Here is a 16978-nt window from a genome sequence, read left to right on the forward strand (position 1 = left end):
TCTCATGGCCGTTGTCATCGACCAACCCGTTGCGGATTTCGAAGCACCTGCCACCAGCGGGCAAACCGTCAGCCTGTCTGCCCTGAAGGGTCAGCAAGTGGTGATCTACTTCTACCCGAAGGACAGCACCCCGGGCTGCACCACCGAAGGCCAGGGCTTTCGTGACCAGTACGCGGCGTTCAAGGCTGCCAACACGGAAATCTTCGGCATCTCCCGCGACAGCCTGAAGTCCCACGAGAACTTCAAGTGCAAGCAGGAGTTTCCGTTCGAGCTGATCAGCGACAAGGACGAAGCCGTCTGCCAGCTGTTCGACGTGATCAAGCTGAAGAAGCTCTACGGCAAGGAATATCTTGGCGTTGATCGCAGCACGTTCCTGATTGACAAGGACGGCGTGCTACGTCAGGAATGGCGCGGCGTGAAAGTGCCGGGGCATGTGGATGCCGTTTTGGCTGCAGCTCAGGCCCTGAATAAAGCCTGAAGATCGAAAGATCGCAGCTTGCGGCGACTCCTGCATTGGGAATGCATCGCCTGTAGGAGCTGCCGAAGGCTGCGATCTTTTTGCTTTTATAGCAATGGAGCTACAACAGGTTCCTTGCGCGGCCACGCATCCAGCACGGCCTTGAACAGCGTCGCCAATGGAATCGCAAAGAACACCCCCCAGAAGCCCCACAGCCCGCCAAACAACAGCACCGCGCAGATGATTGCCACCGGGTGCAGGTTGACCGCTTCGGAAAACAGCAACGGCACCAGCACGTTGCCATCCAGCGTCTGAATGATCCCGTAGACCGCCATCAGGTAGATGAACTGATCGCTCCAGCCCCACTGGAACAGCGCGATCAGGAGCACCGGCACGGTCACCACCACCGCGCCGACGTACGGCACGACCACCGACACACCTACCAGCAACGCCAGCAGCGCCGCGTAGTTGAGGCCGAGGGCGACGAACGCGATATAAGTCACGCCGCCACAGATCACGATCTCGATGACCTTGCCGCGAATGTAGTTGGCGATCTGTCGGTTCATTTCTTGCGCAACCCGGGTGATCAGCGCCCGCTCACGGGGCAGATAGCCACGTACCCACTCGCCGATCATGGCCCGATCCTTGAGGAAGAAGAACACCAGGATCGGCACCAGCACCAGATAGATCATGATGTTAACCAGCAGCGGCAGACTCGACAGGGAAAAGGTCAGCGCCCATTGCCCGAACTTGCCGATTTCTCCACGCGCCACTTCGATCGCCTGCAGCACCTGCTCGTCGGAGACCAGGTGCGGATAGCGTTCGGGCAGCAACAGCAGCAACGACTGCCACTTGGCGAGCATTCCCGGCAGCTCGTTGAACAGCGTGATCAACTGATGCCAGAGCAACGGCACGACCACCACGATGAACACCAGCAACACGCCCATGAACAGCGCAAACACCAGGCCCACCGCCGCCGCACCCGGCATTCGCAGGCGCTCAAGGGCGACGACCAGGCCTTGCATCAGATACGCCAGCACCATCCCGGCCAATACCGGCGCGAGCATGCCGCCGAGGGTGAGCACCGCGGTGAAGGCAAGGAACAGCAGCACCGCCAGCACCACCGCCTCTTCATCGGAGAAGTAGCGCTGAATCCAGTCGCGTAACACTTTGAACATCAATAATCCTTAGGTCTTTTACGCGGTGGGTTTCAGGCTTTTTTCAACCAGTAACGGTAAACGCCCGCTTCGTCTTCTTCGCGCAGCAGCGTATGACCGGCCAGACGGGCAAAGGTGCGGAAGTCGCGCTGCGAGCCCGCATCCGTGGCGATCACCTTGAGCACGGCGCCGCTGGGCAGCTTGTTGAGCTCCAGTTTGGCCTTGAGCAACGGCAACGGGCAATTCAGGCCACTGGCGTCCAATTCACAGTCATGGGCTACAGCGTCAGTCATTGCGTCACTCCGGTTCAGGTGGTTGAGGCGCCTAGAATATCTGGTCGCAGGCCCGGTGTCCGGCTACAGTAAGGTCTTTGTCTTCTAAGGCTTTGTGCATGACTTTTCTGCGCCCTACCCTGCTGACGCTCGCTTGCCTGCTCGCCTCACCGGGCTTTGCCGACGATCTGCCGTCACTTGGCGACGCCAGTTCTGCCATTGTCTCGCCGCAACAGGAATACCAGCTCGGCCGCGCCTGGCTGGCAATGCTGCGTAGCCAGGTTGCACAGCTCAATGATCCGCAGCTCAAGGATTATGTCGAGTCCAGCGTCTACAAACTGGTGGAAACCAGTCAGGTCACCGACCGGCGCCTGGAATTCATCCTGATCAACAGCCCGCAACTCAACGCCTTCGCCGCGCCTGGTGGGGTGGTCGGGGTCAACGGCGGGCTGTTCCTCAATGCGCAGACTGAAGGTGAATACGCCTCGGTACTGGCGCACGAACTGGCTCACTTGTCGCAGCGTCACTTTGCCCGTGGCGTCGAGGCCTCGCAAAGGATGCAGGTGCCGATGATGGCTGCGCTGCTGGCCGGCATCGTGATTGCAGCCGCCGGTGGCGGTGATGCCGGGATCGCGACCATCGCCGGCACACAGGCCGCGGCGATTCAGTCGCAACGCACCTTCTCGCGGCAGAACGAACAGGAAGCTGACCGTATCGGCATCCTCAACCTGGAAAAGGCCGGGTACGACCCGCGGTCGATGCCGACCATGTTCGAGCGTTTGATGCGCCAGTACCGCTTCGACGCCAAGCCACCGGAATTCCTGCTGACTCACCCGGTCACCGAATCGCGTATCGCCGACACCCGCAACCGCGCAGAGCAGGCACCGGCCGGTGGCATCGAAGACAGCATGCGCTATCAGCTGATTCGCGCCCGCGTACAACTGATCTACGAAGAAACCCCGGGGCTGGGCGCCAAGCGTTTCCGCGCGCAACTGGACGAGAATCCGAAAAACGACGTGGCGCGCTATGGCCTGGCAATCGCCCAGATCAAGGGCGGCCAGCTCAATGAAGCCCGGGAGAACCTCAAACAGCTGCTGGCCAAGTCGCCTAACGAGATCATCTATAACCTCGCGCAGATCGATCTGGACATCACCAACAACCGCCTGCCGGATGCGCAAACGCGGGTCGACAGGATGCTCACGCAGTACCCGGGCAATTACCCGCTGAACCAGGTTCGGGTCGATCTGTTGCTGAAACAGAATCGCACCGCCGACGCGGAGAAAGCCCTCGACAGCTTGCTCAAGTCGCGTCCGAACGATCCGGACGTGTGGTATCAGGTCGCCGAAACTCGCGGCCTGTCCGGCAATATCATTGGTCTGCACCAGGCTCGCGCCGAGTACTTCGCGCTGGTAGGTGATTATCGTCAGGCGATCCAGCAACTCGACTTTGCCAAGCGCAAGGCCGGGAGCAACTTCCCGCTGTCTTCACGCATCGATGCCCGCCAGCGCGAGCTGATGGAACAGGAGCGCATGATCAAGGACATGATGGGCTGAGTTCTCCTCAGCGTTGCAAATGTTTCAGGCACAAAAAAACCGCCTCTTTCGAGGCGGTTTTTTATTTCACCGCAACCGGATTATTCAGCCAGTTTGAAGGTGATGAAGCTGGCCCGGCCTTGGCGCAGAACGCGCATCGACACCGAACGGTTCTTCGGCAACGCCTTGGCAATGTCGGCGAACTCCTTGGTAGAGCCGATCGCCTGATTGTTCAGGTGAGTGATCACATCACCCGGCTGCAGACCGATCAAGGCCGCAGGACCGTCCTGAACTTCCTTGATGACCACACCGCCTTTGAGGTCGTAGGTTTTCTTCTGCTCAGCGGTCAGTTCAACCACCGAAACGCCGAGGCGGTTGCTGCTACTTTCCGCGCCGGACTTCGGCAGTGCTGCCAGCTCTTTGTCCTCATCCGGAATCGCACCAACAGTCAGCTCGACATTCTTGCGCTTGCCGTCACGAATCACTTCAAGACTGGCCTTGGCACCCGCCTTCAGTGCACCCACCAGATGTGGCAGGTCGGCAGACATGACGATCGGCTGGCCGTTCATGCTCAGGATCACGTCGCCCACTTGCAGGCCGCCCTTGGCCGCCGGACCGTCATCCTGGATCTGCGCAACCAGGGCACCGGCCGGTTTATCCAGACCGAACGACTCGGCCAGATCCTTGTTCACTTCCTGAATGACGACACCCAACCAGCCACGGCTGACCTTGCCACCGCTCTTCAGCTGATTGGAAACGTCCATGGCCACATCGATAGGGATAGCGAACGACACGCCCATGAAGCCACCGGAGCGGGTGTAGATCTGCGAGTTGATGCCGACCACTTCACCATTGAGGTTGAACAGCGGGCCACCGGAGTTACCCGGGTTGATCGGCACGTCGGTCTGGATGAACGGCACGTAGTTTTCGTTCGGCAAGCTCCGGCCTACGGCGCTGACAATGCCTTGGGTCACGGTGTGGTCAAAGCCGAACGGCGAACCGATCGCCACGACCCACTGACCGGCCTTCAAGTCCTGGGACTTGCCGAGCTTGAGCACCGGCAGATCCTTGCCATCGATTTTCAGCAGGGCCACGTCGGAACGTGGATCGGTGCCGATCAACTTGGCTTTCATTTCACTGCGATCAGCCAGGCGCACGAGGATTTCGTCGGCGTCGGCAATCACATGGTTGTTGGTCAGGATGTAGCCATCGGCAGAGATGATGAAGCCCGAACCCAGCGATTGCGCTTCACGTTGATGATCACCGCGCGGCGAACGCTGCTGAGGCGGCATGCCGCGCTCGAAGAACTCGCGCAACATCGGCGGCAAGCCTTCCAGGTCAGGCATCTGCTGGTTCACTTTGCGATCCGGCAGTTTCTGCGTGGTACTGATGTTCACCACTGCCGGCGAGGCCTGTTCGACCAGTTGGGTGAAATCCGGCAAGTCGGCCGCCTGGGCAGCAGGGACAGCCTGACCAAGCACCAGCACGGTGGCAAAGATGGAGAGATAAGACTTCAAGCTAAGTATCGACATACAGCTCCCGTTACGACGAGCAGGGTTAAGCGATATGGAGCAAGGAACACCGGGAACCGCAGGCCGGTATTTTTGTTCCGGGAACAACAGACAAGGCCAGAGCCGTGAGGCTCTGACCTATAAAAAACTTTCGGGTGATTTGCAAATGAAAATGCTGAGCAAACATTTCATCTACGACTCGACGAAGAGGTGGAAGTGACTGAAATCAGCTCACTGCTTGCTGGTTGCAGCGCCATCGTTACGCATCGACAAAGCAATCCGTTCGGCAGTGCCGATTGGAATTTCGCCGACCACCGTCACCATCATCTCGCCCTCAGGCGTCGTCAGGCGGCGGGACACAGCGACCGTTGGGCCCAACTGCGTGCGGGTATCGGTCACTGTTGCACCGTTGAGTGGTTCGAGGAACACCGAGAATCGCGCCAGCCCGTCGTCATACATCAGGCTGTTGACTTGGGTTTTGGTTTCCGGGTCTTTGTGCGAGGTGCTGCTGGTCAGTTCGAAGCCTGGCGGTAGCCAGTCGGAATGCCAGAGCTGAGCAGTTTTCACCGCTGAAGCCTTATCGCTGTCGAGCTTGATTGCCTTGCACTCGGCGCCGGCTTGCAGGTCCCTGTCCGATGGGACGTCGGCGGTATCAAGGCTGGTGAACTGGAAACGTTCGAGCAACTGCCCCTTGTCATTGAGCAGCAATGACTTGAGCGGCAGGCCCGTCTGTTTGTCCAGATGCAGTTCGAAACCATAGCGATGCTGGTCTCGCGGCGTCAGCGATACGATAACCGCATCACGCCCGGCCACGCGCGACTTGCCGATGACAGCAAGGTCATACCAGTTTTTCAGCTTTTGAGGATCAAGCGCACGAGCGGTCGAGTTGGGAGAGTCTCCCAAACCCGCAATCAGAGTGCCGCTGACGCATTGAGTATGCCCATCAATGCGCACGACTTCCTGTGCAGAGCCGTCGAGCTGAACCAGCCGCTCGCGGACCTGACCATTCTGGACACGATGCCAGATGTTATGGGTAGAAAAACTACCGTTACGCTCGTAGACGAAGGTGCCCTGGAAGCTTTGCTGCTGCTCGGCCTGGCCCAGACGGGTCAGCCAGTCCTGGGCCTCGTCGGCGTGCGCTGGAACAACAAACCAGCCACTGAGCAGAAGCGAAAGTAGAGGTATGGCGCGCATGATCCTCCTTAACGGTTTTCCATGCTTGCTGCACGCGCATAAGGCAGAGCGCTTTCAGTACCTTTCAACGCAGCCTGTTGGGCATGCTGGCGCAGGTAGCCTGGCAGACGCTGATCATGCCAGCCTGGCTGACCTTGCAGAACGCCATTGGCCATTGGGCCTGTGGTTTCCGAGCTTTCCTTATAGCCTGCCAGCACTGCCGGGCCTTTGGCTTGCGGAGCTACCAGCGAAGGCTGATTGGACTGCTGAGCCAGCTCGACACCCGCGATTTCGTCCTGGTTGTACAGGCGAACACCGGCCAATACGGCAACGGTCACCGAAGCGGCGACGGCCAGACGACCGAGGCTGCGCCATGGGCCACGGGATACTTTGGCCGGGGCCGTTTCGTCTTCCAGCGCAGCAGAGACTGCCGCAGCGATGTCCAGACGCGGAAGCAGCAGATCCTTGTGCATGGCTGCCCGAGCGATCTGATAACGAGCCCAGGTCTCACGGGTTTCAACATCGTCCAGTGCATTGATCACTCGACGCAATTCCAGTTCGTCCGCTTCGTTATCCATCACTGCGGACAGCGATTCCTGCAGGGCTTCACGACTCATGGCGTTCCTCTCTTGGCTGTCGCCGCTGTCTCAGTTTTCCTGCAACAACGGCTGCAGGGCTTTATCGATGGCCTCCCGGGCGCGGAAAATCCGAGAGCGCACGGTACCCACCGGACACTGCATGACGCTCGCAATGTCCTCGTAACTCAGACCATCGAATTCACGTAAAGTTAACGCCGTACGCAAATCCTCTGGCAGTTGCTGAATGGTTCGATGGACGGTGCCTTCGATCTCATCCCGCAGCAATGCGCGTTCCGGTGATTCGAGATCCTTGAGGCCATGATCGCCGTCGTAGAACTCTGCATCTTCAGAACTTACATCACTATCCGGCGGCCGGCGGCCGCGTGAAACCAGATAGTTTTTTGCCGTGTTGATGGCAATGCGGTAAAGCCACGTATAGAACGCGCTGTCTCCGCGAAAGTTTCCTAATGCTCTGTAGGCCTTGATAAAGGCTTCCTGAGCCACATCCTGGGCTTCATGGGTGTCGTGCACGAAACGCACGATCAACCCGAGAATTTTGTGCTGATATTTCAGCACCAGCAGATCGAAAGCTCGCTTGTCGCCACGCTGAACGCGCTCGACCAGCTGCTGATCCTCTTCCTGGGTTAGCATGAACACTCCTCGATAAGCATGGAGGAGGCTTGCATAACTAAACGACCAGACTTGCAAACATAGACTCGGGCTTTTCGCAAAAGTTCTCCCCCTCCAGGCAAGTTTCCTGCGGGCTCTGATTTGGCACGCACGAAAAACGCAGCGCGGGATAAACCGGCTGCGCGAATAATCTTGTCATCGGTTCGCCGGCAAAAACCCAACCGCAGGTTCTGCATTGAAGCCGACACTGTCCCGTGTTTCTGGCAACTGTCTATTGATCTTGGGCCTCTGGCAAAAGTTCCAATTATATAGTCATGCTGAAGCGACATTGAGCGACCATGCGTTGAAAAAGCCTGTTTCATCCTCGATACAGTCGCCTTTTCCCAAAACGACAGAAAAAAACGTCCGACGAAGCGTCAAGCAATTGTCGTCACAGTAGTTTCACAATGCCATACGGGCCCGGCTATTGTGCCGCTCCCCCCCTCTATATACTAGTGGGCTGTGTGGCTGTCTTGACTCGCCGATCCAGCGGTCATGCGCCACCCCCGATCCGGGTCGCTTTGAGCGGAATCCTGAAATGAGCCAACAGTTTCAACACGATGTTCTGGTCATTGGCAGCGGCGCTGCCGGTTTGAGTCTTGCGTTGACCCTGCCGGGTCATCTGCGCATTGCCGTATTGAGCAAAGGTGATCTGGCCAACGGCTCGACCTATTGGGCCCAGGGCGGCGTCGCTGCCGTGCTGGACGATACCGATACTGTCGAATCCCACGTCGATGACACCCTGAATGCCGGCGGCGGCCTGTGCCATGAAGACGCGGTGCGCTTCACCGTCGAGCACAGTCGCGAGGCTATTCAGTGGCTGATCGATCAAGGCGTCCCGTTCACCCGCGACGAACAGTCCGGCACCGAAGACGGTGGTTTCGAATTTCACCTCACCCGCGAAGGCGGTCACAGCCATCGGCGCATCATCCACGCCGCCGATGCCACCGGCGCGGCGATTTTCACCACCCTGCTCGCCCAGGCCAGACAACGCACCAATATAGAGTTGCTCGAACAGCGGGTCGCCGTTGATCTGATCACCGAACGGCGCCTGGGCATGGACGGCGAGCGCTGCCTGGGTGCCTACGTGCTGAATCGCGCCACCGGCGAAGTCGACACCTACGGCGCACGCTTCGTGATCCTCGCCTCGGGCGGCGCGGCCAAGGTCTACCTTTATACCAGCAACCCTGACGGCGCCTGCGGTGACGGCATCGCCATGGCCTGGCGTTCGGGCTGCCGGGTGGCGAACCTGGAATTCAACCAGTTCCACCCCACCTGCCTGTATCACCCGCAGGCCAAGAGCTTCCTGATCACCGAAGCCCTGCGCGGCGAAGGTGCGCATCTGAAGCTGCCTAACGGCGAACGCTTCATGCCACGTTTCGACAAACGCGCGGAACTGGCGCCGCGCGATATCGTAGCCCGGGCCATCGACCATGAAATGAAGCGTCTGGGCGTCGACTGCGTCTATCTCGACATCAGCCACAAGCCTGAAGCGTTCATCAAAAGCCACTTCCCGACCGTTTATGAGCGCTGCCTGGGCTTCGGCATCGACATCACCAAACAGCCGATCCCGGTTGTGCCAGCGGCGCACTACACCTGTGGTGGGGTGATGGTCGACCAGCACGGTCGCACCGATGTGCCGGGGCTGTACGCGATTGGCGAAACCAGCTTCACCGGCTTGCACGGCGCCAACCGCATGGCCAGCAACTCGCTGCTCGAATGCTTTGTCTATGCGCGTTCGGCGGCGGCGGACATTCTTGCGCAACTGGACGACATCAGTGCCCCGAAAGCCCTGCCGGAGTGGGATGCCAGTCAGGTGACCGATTCCGACGAAGACGTGATCATCGCGCACAACTGGGATGAACTGCGGCGCTTCATGTGGGACTACGTGGGCATCGTGCGCACCAATAAGCGCCTGCAACGGGCGCAGCACCGGGTGCGCCTGTTGCTGGACGAGATCGACGAGTTCTACAGCAACTATAAAGTCAGCCGCGACCTGATCGAGTTACGCAATCTGGCGCAGGTCGCTGAACTGATGATCTGCTCGGCAATGGAACGCAAGGAGAGTCGCGGCCTGCATTACACCCTCGACTACCCGAACCTGCTGCCCGAGGCACTCGACACTATTCTGGTGCCGCCCACCTACGCCGGCTGAACTTGAGCCGCACCCGCAGGCGTCGGTGCACATCCGCCGCCTGCGCGTCGCGTGGTACGCAGATCGATCTGACGCGCCACTCCCCACGCAAACGAAACCGCAGCACCACGATCAGCGGCAGGGCCAGGCTGTCGGGGCGCAGTTGCGCCGCTTGCCAGCCGCCGGCCTGATTCCACAACTGCCAGCCATCGGCATCACGCCGCAAACCGCAAAATGCCTCGGGATGCGTCAACAGCACCTGCCGTGGCAACACCCAAACCCCGTGTGCCAGACAGGCAAGAGCCCCAAGCAGACTGGCCCAGAGTGGAATCGAAAGCAGAGTCAAAGCACCCAGAGCGAACGCCTGGGCCAACAGGTACGCCGCCAGCAACTGCCGTGAGGCATGCCAGCGGCATTCGAACGTGTTACTTGGGCTGAACACGGTCCAGAATCATCCGGACCATGCGCTGCAGCTCAGGGTCTTCGGATTCGCTGCGCTCCATGAACCAGCCGAACATGTCCTGATCCTCGCACGTCAGCAGACGGACATACAGATCGCGATCCACCTGGTTCAACGTCGCGTAAACCTCCTGCACGAACGGCACCAGCAACACGTCAAGCTCAAGCATGCCGCGACGGCTGTGCCAAAAGAGGCGATTCAGTTCAACTTGTTCGACCATGGAGCCCTCCTCAAATAGGCGCGCAGTATACAGCCCCGGCGCGGGTCGCACAGTCGGCTTTGGTCGGGCACCTCCGATCCTTTATCAACTACCCATTTCAACAACGCGCCCTTATGATGTGCCCCAGACTTTTTACCCTGCGATGACCCATGGCCGATTCTGCTTTTTTCTGCACCCTGTCTCATGAAGGCGTACTCGCGGTTCGCGGCGTGGATGCCGGCAAGTTCCTGCAAGGCCAATTGACCTGCAACCTCAATTACCTCAGCGACAGTCAGGCCAGCCTTGGCGCGCGCTGCACGCAAAAAGGCCGGATGCAGTCCAGCTTTCGCATTTTGCTCGACGGCGATGGCGTGCTGCTGGCGATGGCCAGCGAGTTGCTGGAGCCGCAACTGGCGGACCTGAAAAAGTACGCCGTGTTCTCCAAATCCAAATTGACCGACGAAAGCGCCGCCTGGGTGCGTTTTGGTCTGGAAAACGGCGACGCAGCACTGAGCAGCCTCGGTCTGGCGTTACCCGCGCAAACCGACAGCGTGGTGCGCAGCGCCGGTCTGATCGCCATTCGTGTCTCGCCCAATCGTGCCGAACTCTGGGGGCCGGCCGATCAGGCCGATACCCTCAAGACCCAACTGGCCGCTGCCCTGCCTGAAGGCGAGCTGAACCAATGGTTGCTGGGGCAGATCCGTGCCGGCATCGGTCAGGTCATGCCGACCACCCGCGAGCTGTTCATCCCGCAGATGCTCAACCTGCAAGCCGTCGGCGGCGTGAGTTTCAAGAAAGGCTGCTACACCGGCCAGGAAATCGTCGCGCGCATGCAGTACCTGGGCAAGCTCAAGCGGCGCCTGTATCGCGCACAACTGGACGCAACCGAACTGCCGGAGCCGGGCAGCCCGCTGTTCGCCCCAAGCCACGGCAGTGCCATCGGCGAAGTGGTGCTGGCCGCTCGCGGCGAAGAAAAAATTGAACTGCTGGCGGTGTTGCAGGCCGAAGCTGCCGAAGCGGGTGATTTGCACCTGGGCGCCCTCGAAGGGCCGGCCCTGCATTTGCTCGACTTGCCCTATGAACTGGATCGCGACCGCGAAATCCAGCGCTGACCGCAGCCTTATGCAACACCCTAGAGAATCTACATGAGCGAGCTGGCGGATAAAGTCCAACAGGATTTGGTTGAGGCCATCGATAACGATGACCTGGTTCTGCCAACGTTACCGGAAGTGGCCCTGCAAATTCGCAAGGCCGCCGAAGACCCGGAAATCAGCGTCAGCACCCTGAGCAAAGTCATCGGCCGGGACACGGCGTTATCGGCGCGCCTGATCAAAGTGGTCAACAGCCCGCTGCTGCGCGCCACTCAGGAAGTCACCGACCTGCACACCGCCATCACCCGGCTGGGCGTGAACTACAGCAGCAACCTGGCCATCGGCCTGGTGATGGAACAGATCTTCCACGCCCGCTCCGACGTGGTCGAACAGAAAATGCGTGACGTCTGGCGCAAGAGCCTGGAAATCGCCGGCGTCAGCTACGCGTTGTGCCGGCGCTACACCCAGCTCAAACCTGATCAGGCGGCTCTCGGCGGACTGGTGCATCAGATTGGCGTGCTGCCGATCCTGACCTACGCCGAAGATCATTACGAGCTGCTGTCGGACCCGGTCAGCCTCAACCATGTGATCGACCACATTCATCCGTTACTGGGCGACAAGTTGTTGCGGGTCTGGGAATTTCCCGAGCAACTGGTGGCGTTGCCGGGGCTGTATCAGGACTTCAAGCGCGATTCACTGAAGATCGATTACGTCGACCTGGTGCAAGTGGCGAGCCTGTATTGCCACAAGGACAGCGATCATCCGTTTGCCCGGATCGATCCGTTGAGTGTCCCGGCGTTTCGCAAACTGGGGATCGATCCAGAGAACACTGCACTGTGCGCGGATCTGGAAGAATCGCGAACGATGTTTTACTGATCGTGGCGAGGGAGCTCGCTCCCGCTGGGCTGCGAAGCGGCCCCAAAACCAGGCGGCCTCCCTTCATCAGACAAACCGTGCACGCAGGATCACGACTGCTGCGCAGCCGAGCGGGAGCAAGCTCCCTCACCACAAAAGCCATCTCGGCTGCTATCCGGCAATAAAACTCACCCGAACCTTCAAACCGGCCTGCTCACCATCATGCAAGGTGATCTGCGCCAGATGCGCCCGGCAAATCTCTCCGACAATCGCCAGCCCCAGCCCGGAACCCGCGACCTGCTGGTTGCGCCGGTAGAAGCGTTCAAACACGCGGTCTCGTTCTTCCAGCGGAATCCCCGGGCCGTCATCTTCGACCTCCAGCACCGCCGGTGCCGACACCCGCAAAATCACGTTGCCGCCCGGTGGGGTATGCGCCAGGGCGTTGTCCACCAGATTGCTCAGCAGTTCGTTGAGCAAGGTCGGCTCGCCGCGCAACCACACCGGCTCATCCGCCTCCAGCGCCAGCGCGACACCGCGCGCATGGGCCAGCGGCGCCATGGCCATGCCCAGCTCACGGGCCAGTTGACTCAGATCGAGCAGTTGCGCGCCGCCCTCGGCAATCGCTCGTGCACCGTTTTCCACCCGCGCCAGCGACAGCAATTGATTGGCAAGGTGGGTCAGGCGATCGGTGCTTTGCGCCGATGATTCCAGGGTTGTGCGCCAGGTTTCCGGCTCGCTGGAACGCAACCCCAGCTCCAGCCGCGCCTTCAGCGCCGCCAACGGTGTGCGCAACTCATGCGCGGCATCGGCGATGAACTGCGCCTGTCGCTCGAACTGCCCGCGCAGCCGTTCGGTGAAATGATTGAGCGCCCGCACCAGCGGCCACAATTCCCGTTGCACCTCGACCAGCGGCAGCGGCCGCAAATCATCGGGCTGACGCTCTTCCACCGCCGTGCGCAAGCGCTCCAGCGGACGCAACGCGGCACTCACCGCAAACCACACCAGCAACAGGGCGCCGATCGCCAGCATGCCAAGGCGCAACAGGGTGTCGGCCGCCAGACTGCGGGCCATGGCGACCCGCGCCTCGTCGGTTTCTGCGACACGGATTTCCGCCATGCCGTTCATGTTCGGCTCGGTCACCGCTTTGAGCAGACTGACCACGCGCACATTCTGCCCGCGATACGTCGCGTTGTAGAAGCGCGCCAACGCCGGATAGTCGTCGGTGCGTGGCGTGCCGGGTGGCGGCCCGGGCAGGTTTTCATAGCCGGAAATCAGCTTCTGATGGATGTCGTTGACCTGGTAATAAATCCGCCCGGCACTGTCGTAGGCGAAGGTGTCGAGGGCCACGTAAGGCACATCGGCGCTGAGTGTGCCGTCGCGCTGCGACAGGCCGGCGGCGATGGTCCGCGCCGAGGCCAACAGGGTGCGGTCGTAGGCGGTATCGGCGGCTTCGCGCCCGTTCCAGTAAGCGCTCAAGCCACTGGCGAGCATCAACACCACCAGCAGCAACGCGAGGTTCCACAGCAGCCGCCAGCGCAGGCTGCTGGGCTTATGCATCGCGGCTTTCCAGCAAATAACCGAGGCCGCGGAAGGTCACGATCGCCACCGGTTGGCCGTCGAGTTTCTTGCGCAGACGATGCACGTAGATTTCGATGGCGTCGGGGCTGGCTTCTTCGTCAAGACCGAACACCTGAGCAGCCAGTTGCTCCTTGCTCATCACCCGTCCCGGGCGAGCGATCAATGCTTCGAGCACCGCCTGCTCGCGCGAGGTCAAGGTGAGCAATTCTTCGCCGAGGCTGAAACGCCGGGTGTCCAGATCATAGGCCAGCACGCCGCAACGCTGCTGACGTTCGCCGCCGAGCACACTGCGCCGCAGCAGGGCTTTGACCCGGGCTTCGAGTTCGGTCAGCTCGAACGGCTTGGCCAGGTAATCGTCGGCGCCGAGATTGAGCCCGTGGACCCGATCTTTTACATCGCTGCGCGCTGTCAGCATCAGCACCGGCAGGTTTTTCCCCCGCGCGCGCAAACGCGCCAACACCTCGAAACCGTCCATGCGCGGCAGGCCGACATCGAGGATCGCCATCGCGTATTCCTCACTGCCCAAGGCCAGGTCGGCAGCCACGCCATCGTGCAACACGTCCACGGTCAGACCGGTGCTCTTGAGCGCCTGGGCGACACTTTCGGCCAGTTGCAGATGGTCTTCGACGAGCAGAACACGCATGGATCTCTACCTCATTCAGGGATGGCCGACGCCACTCTTTGCCGCGGAGTTTACAGCCGCAACCGTCGCTGTGAAGCCCGAAAACCGCGAAATCCAGCTGAAAGGTTAGCGAAAGGTTGGGTCGTTAGAGTCCAGTCACGGACAGTTTCGACTGCCGTCGCTGCTGCCACACAGCGATACGAAAAACGCCTCGAAGCGTTTTCGACCAATAAGAACAATAAACGGAGTACACCCGCATGCCGTCCTTGCAGACCAAGGCTCCTACGCCTGTTCGTCCTTCTCGTTTGCGCCACGCCACCCTCGCCAGCACTGCGGCCCTCGCCGGCTTTTCGCCGTTGAGCCATGCCGACTTCATCGAAGACAGTTCCGCCACCTTCGAAACCCGCAACATGTACTTCAACCGCGACTTTCGCGACGGCACCAGTGCCCAGCAAAGCAAGCGCGATGAATGGGCGCAGGGTTTCATGCTCAACCTGCAGTCGGGTTACACCGATGGCACCGTGGGCTTTGGTGTCGATGCGCTGGGCATGCTCGGGGTCAAACTGGATTCGAGCCCGGACCGTACCGGCACCGGCCTGTTACCGACCCACGATGATGGGCGCGCCGCCAACGAATATTCCAAGGTCGGCCTGGCCGGGAAAGTGAAAATCTCCGCCACCGAACTGAAAATCGGCAGCCTGATCCCGGAACTGCCAATCCTCAAACCGAACGACGGGCGCATCCTGCCGCAGACGTTCGAAGGCGGCTTGCTGACCTCCAAAGAGATCAAGAACCTGACCTTCACCGGTGGCCGCCTGGAGAAGGCCAAGGACCGCGACAGCACCGACTTCGAGGACATTGCCCTCAACAACAAGAACAGCCGTTTTGCCGGTACCGTCGCCGGCAAGCATTTCGACTTCGCCGGCGTGGACTACAAGTTCACCGACAAGATCACCGGCAGCTACCACTTCGCCCAACTCGATGAAGTCTACAACCAGCACTTCTTCGGCCTCGTTGCCTCGCGGCCGATGGGTCCGGGCACGTTCGCCACTGACCTGCGCTTTGCCGTCAGTGACGATCAGGGCGCAGCCCGGGGCGGCGAGATCGACAACCGCTCGCTCAACGGCCTGGTCAGCTACGCCTTGAGCGGCCACAAGTTCACGGCCGGTTACCAGCACATGTCCGGCGACAGCGCCTTCCCGTATGTCGATGGCAGCGACCCGTACCTGGTCAACTTCGTGCAGATCAACGACTTCGCCGGCGCCGAAGAACGCTCGTGGCAAGCCCGTTACGACTTTGACTTTGCGCGCCTCGGCATCCCCGGCCTGTCGTTCATGAGCCGCTACCTGAGCGGTGACAATATCAAGCTCAAGAACGGCGAAGAAGGCAAAGAGTGGGAGCGCAACACCGAGATCAAATATGTAGTACAAAGCGGCGCCTTGAAGGATGTCGCCGTGCGTTTGCGTAATGCCACTTACCGTTCCAACTACTCGGCTCGCGATGCCGATGAAGTGCGTCTGCTGGTGAGCTATAGCGTTGCCCTTTGGTAATTGATTGAAACGCCGGGGCGCTGTGATCAAAAGATCAAAAGATCGCAGCCTTTGGCAGCTCCTACATAAAACCCTTACAACAAAAAGACTGTGGAGACTTGAATGAACTTATCACTGCGTAAAGTTGCTCTGGCCGCTGGCGTCATGTTGTTCGCCGGCCAACTGATGGCCGAACCGAAACGCCCGGAATGCATCGCCCCCGCCTCCCCCGGCGGTGGTTTCGACCTGACCTGCAAACTGGCGCAGAGCGCGCTGGTCAACGAAAAACTGCTGACCAAACCGATGCGCGTGACCTACATGCCCGGCGGTGTCGGCGCGGTGGCGTACAACGCGGTGGTGGCCCAGCGCCCGGCCGATGCCGGCACGCTGGTGGCGTGGTCCAGCGGTTCGCTGCTGAACCTGGCGCAAGGCAAGTTCGGCCGCTTCGATGAAACCAACGTGCGCTGGCTGGCGGCCGTCGGCACCAGCTACGGCGCGATCGCGGTGAAAAGCGATTCGCCCTACAAGACCCTCGACGATCTCGTCAAAGCCTTGAAGAAAGATCCGAGTTCCGTGGTGATCGGTTCCGGCGGCACTGTCGGCAGCCAGGACTGGATGCAGACCGCACTGATCGCCAAGGCTGCCGGGATCAACCCGCGTGACCTGCGCTACGTTGCCCTCGAAGGCGGCGGCGAAATCGCCACTGCTCTGCTCGGCGGTCACATCCAGGTCGGCAGCACCGACATCTCCGACTCCATGCCGCACATCCAGAGCGGTGACATGCGTCTGCTGGCAGTGTTCGCCGACAAGCGCATCGACGAGCCGGAAATGAAGGACATCCCGACCGCCCGCGAGCAAGGCTACGACATCGTCTGGCCGGTGGTGCGCGGTTTCTACCTCGGGCCAAAAGTCAGCGACGAGGACTACGCCTGGTGGAAAGACGCGTTCGACAAACTGCTGGCCTCGGACGACTTCGCCAAGCTGCGCGATCAGCGTGAACTGTTCCCGTTCGCCATGACCGGTCCGGAGCTGGACACCTATGTGAAGAAACAGGTTGCGGATTACAAAGTGCTGGCCAAAGAGTTCGGCCTGATTCAGTGATCGTCTCTGTCTAGCTAGCGGTCGTGGCCTCGCGCATCGAGGCCATGGCACAGGAGTTTC

At 60.3% G+C, this 16978-nt stretch carries 17 protein-coding genes; 7 read left to right on the top strand and 10 right to left on the bottom strand.

From position 1 onward, the window contains the following. Positions 1-4: 4 nt before the first annotated feature. Entirely contained in the window at positions 5-478 is a 474-nt protein-coding gene (locus tag J5M57_RS07095) for a peroxiredoxin (protein WP_064586427.1), read from the top strand. Positions 479-564: 86 nt separating this feature from the next. Here the strand turns inward: J5M57_RS07095 and J5M57_RS07100 are convergent, their stop codons facing one another. Together J5M57_RS07100 and J5M57_RS07105 are read right to left on the bottom strand one after the other, a co-directional pair. Then, positions 565-1635 (bottom strand): AI-2E family transporter, encoded by a 1071-nt coding sequence (locus tag J5M57_RS07100; protein ID WP_064586426.1) that lies wholly within the window; start codon positions 1633-1635, stop codon positions 565-567. A gap of 32 nt (positions 1636-1667) precedes the next feature. Further along, complete coding sequence (locus J5M57_RS07105; protein WP_064586425.1) at positions 1668-1907, bottom strand: sulfurtransferase TusA family protein; 240 nt, start codon at positions 1905-1907, stop codon at positions 1668-1670. Between the two features lie 98 nt (positions 1908-2005). On the opposite strand from J5M57_RS07105, the gene J5M57_RS07110 reads away from it, so the two are divergent. Continuing rightward, the gene (locus J5M57_RS07110) at positions 2006-3439 is read left to right on the top strand and encodes a M48 family metalloprotease (RefSeq protein ID WP_007963277.1); all 1434 of its coding nucleotides are present in this window, start codon (positions 2006-2008) and stop codon (positions 3437-3439) included. Between the two features lie 80 nt (positions 3440-3519). Here the strand turns inward: J5M57_RS07110 and J5M57_RS07115 are convergent, their stop codons facing one another. The 4 genes from J5M57_RS07115 to rpoE all read right to left on the bottom strand — a co-directional run bounded on the left by J5M57_RS07115 (position 3520) and on the right by rpoE (position 7331). Continuing rightward, positions 3520-4950, bottom strand: a complete 1431-nt coding sequence (locus tag J5M57_RS07115; protein WP_207848284.1) for a DegQ family serine endoprotease — start codon at positions 4948-4950, stop codon at positions 3520-3522. Positions 4951-5160: 210 nt separating this feature from the next. Beyond that, positions 5161-6123 (bottom strand): MucB/RseB C-terminal domain-containing protein, encoded by a 963-nt coding sequence (locus J5M57_RS07120; protein ID WP_207848285.1) that lies wholly within the window; start codon positions 6121-6123, stop codon positions 5161-5163. Between the two features lie 8 nt (positions 6124-6131). After that, positions 6132-6719, bottom strand: coding sequence for an RseA family anti-sigma factor (locus J5M57_RS07125; RefSeq protein ID WP_064586422.1), 588 nt, complete (start codon positions 6717-6719; stop codon positions 6132-6134). Between the two features lie 30 nt (positions 6720-6749). Beyond that, positions 6750-7331 carry an RNA polymerase sigma factor RpoE gene (rpoE, locus tag J5M57_RS07130; protein WP_003172477.1) on the bottom strand — a complete coding sequence of 194 codons (582 nt, stop codon included), beginning with the start codon at positions 7329-7331 and terminating at the stop codon, positions 6750-6752. 556 nt (positions 7332-7887) lie between these two features. Between rpoE and nadB the strand changes: the two genes are divergently transcribed. After that, positions 7888-9504: an L-aspartate oxidase gene (nadB, locus tag J5M57_RS07135; RefSeq protein WP_064586421.1), complete on the top strand. Its 1617-nt coding sequence runs from the start codon at positions 7888-7890 to the stop codon at positions 9502-9504. Here the strand turns inward: nadB and J5M57_RS07140 are convergent. Beyond that, the gene (locus tag J5M57_RS07140) at positions 9473-9925 is read right to left on the bottom strand and encodes a protein YgfX (protein ID WP_207848286.1); all 453 of its coding nucleotides are present in this window, start codon (positions 9923-9925) and stop codon (positions 9473-9475) included. The two genes, nadB and J5M57_RS07140, sit on opposite strands and share 32 nt — an antisense overlap. Continuing rightward, complete coding sequence (locus J5M57_RS07145; RefSeq protein WP_007911418.1) at positions 9909-10163, bottom strand: succinate dehydrogenase assembly factor 2; 255 nt, start codon at positions 10161-10163, stop codon at positions 9909-9911. The genes J5M57_RS07140 and J5M57_RS07145 overlap by 17 nt, the downstream gene beginning before the upstream one ends. A gap of 149 nt (positions 10164-10312) precedes the next feature. Between J5M57_RS07145 and J5M57_RS07150 the strand changes: the two genes are divergently transcribed. Both J5M57_RS07150 and J5M57_RS07155 read left to right on the top strand, forming a co-directional pair. Next, positions 10313-11254: a folate-binding protein YgfZ gene (locus J5M57_RS07150; protein WP_207848287.1), complete on the top strand. Its 942-nt coding sequence runs from the start codon at positions 10313-10315 to the stop codon at positions 11252-11254. Positions 11255-11287: 33 nt separating this feature from the next. Beyond that, entirely contained in the window at positions 11288-12109 is an 822-nt protein-coding gene (locus tag J5M57_RS07155; RefSeq protein ID WP_064586418.1) for an HDOD domain-containing protein, read from the top strand. A gap of 150 nt (positions 12110-12259) precedes the next feature. On the opposite strand, the gene J5M57_RS07160 is transcribed toward J5M57_RS07155, so the two are convergent. Together J5M57_RS07160 and J5M57_RS07165 are read right to left on the bottom strand one after the other, a co-directional pair. Further along, positions 12260-13645 carry a sensor histidine kinase gene (locus tag J5M57_RS07160; RefSeq protein WP_083366749.1) on the bottom strand — a complete coding sequence of 462 codons (1386 nt, stop codon included), beginning with the start codon at positions 13643-13645 and terminating at the stop codon, positions 12260-12262. Further along, positions 13638-14309 carry a response regulator gene (locus J5M57_RS07165; RefSeq protein ID WP_003222545.1) on the bottom strand — a complete coding sequence of 224 codons (672 nt, stop codon included), beginning with the start codon at positions 14307-14309 and terminating at the stop codon, positions 13638-13640. The genes J5M57_RS07160 and J5M57_RS07165 overlap by 8 nt, the downstream gene beginning before the upstream one ends. Before the next feature lie 236 nt (positions 14310-14545). Here J5M57_RS07165 and J5M57_RS07170 point away from each other — a divergent pair, with 236 nt between their 5' ends. Further along, positions 14546-15838 carry an OprD family porin gene (locus tag J5M57_RS07170; RefSeq protein ID WP_207848288.1) on the top strand — a complete coding sequence of 431 codons (1293 nt, stop codon included), beginning with the start codon at positions 14546-14548 and terminating at the stop codon, positions 15836-15838. Between the two features lie 102 nt (positions 15839-15940). Continuing rightward, complete coding sequence (locus J5M57_RS07175; RefSeq protein ID WP_007963261.1) at positions 15941-16918, top strand: tripartite tricarboxylate transporter substrate binding protein; 978 nt, start codon at positions 15941-15943, stop codon at positions 16916-16918. Positions 16919-16978: the final 60 nt, after the last annotated feature.

The sequence above is a fragment of the Pseudomonas sp. 86_A genome, from assembly GCF_017491705.1.
Taxonomy (GTDB): domain Bacteria; phylum Pseudomonadota; class Gammaproteobacteria; order Pseudomonadales; family Pseudomonadaceae; genus Aquipseudomonas; species Aquipseudomonas koreensis.

Bases quoted from the DNA above. Each gene is read 5' to 3' on its own strand.
- J5M57_RS07095 (WP_064586427.1), top strand. From the start codon at position 5: ATGGCCGTTGTCATCGACCAACCCGTTGCGGATTTCGAAGCACCTGCC.
- J5M57_RS07100 (WP_064586426.1), bottom strand. From the start codon at position 1,635: ATGTTCAAAGTGTTACGCGACTGGATTCAGCGCTACTTCTCCGATGAA.
- J5M57_RS07105 (WP_064586425.1), bottom strand. From the start codon at position 1,907: ATGACTGACGCTGTAGCCCATGACTGTGAATTGGACGCCAGTGGCCTG.
- J5M57_RS07110 (WP_007963277.1), top strand. From the start codon at position 2,006: ATGACTTTTCTGCGCCCTACCCTGCTGACGCTCGCTTGCCTGCTCGCC.
- J5M57_RS07115 (WP_207848284.1), bottom strand. From the start codon at position 4,950: ATGTCGATACTTAGCTTGAAGTCTTATCTCTCCATCTTTGCCACCGTG.
- J5M57_RS07120 (WP_207848285.1), bottom strand. From the start codon at position 6,123: ATGCGCGCCATACCTCTACTTTCGCTTCTGCTCAGTGGCTGGTTTGTT.
- J5M57_RS07125 (WP_064586422.1), bottom strand. From the start codon at position 6,719: ATGAGTCGTGAAGCCCTGCAGGAATCGCTGTCCGCAGTGATGGATAAC.
- rpoE (WP_003172477.1), bottom strand. From the start codon at position 7,331: ATGCTAACCCAGGAAGAGGATCAGCAGCTGGTCGAGCGCGTTCAGCGT.
- nadB (WP_064586421.1), top strand. From the start codon at position 7,888: ATGAGCCAACAGTTTCAACACGATGTTCTGGTCATTGGCAGCGGCGCT.
- J5M57_RS07145 (WP_007911418.1), bottom strand. From the start codon at position 10,163: ATGGTCGAACAAGTTGAACTGAATCGCCTCTTTTGGCACAGCCGTCGC.
- J5M57_RS07150 (WP_207848287.1), top strand. From the start codon at position 10,313: ATGGCCGATTCTGCTTTTTTCTGCACCCTGTCTCATGAAGGCGTACTC.
- J5M57_RS07155 (WP_064586418.1), top strand. From the start codon at position 11,288: ATGAGCGAGCTGGCGGATAAAGTCCAACAGGATTTGGTTGAGGCCATC.
- J5M57_RS07160 (WP_083366749.1), bottom strand. From the start codon at position 13,645: ATGCATAAGCCCAGCAGCCTGCGCTGGCGGCTGCTGTGGAACCTCGCG.
- J5M57_RS07165 (WP_003222545.1), bottom strand. From the start codon at position 14,309: ATGCGTGTTCTGCTCGTCGAAGACCATCTGCAACTGGCCGAAAGTGTC.
- J5M57_RS07170 (WP_207848288.1), top strand. From the start codon at position 14,546: ATGCCGTCCTTGCAGACCAAGGCTCCTACGCCTGTTCGTCCTTCTCGT.
- J5M57_RS07175 (WP_007963261.1), top strand. From the start codon at position 15,941: ATGAACTTATCACTGCGTAAAGTTGCTCTGGCCGCTGGCGTCATGTTG.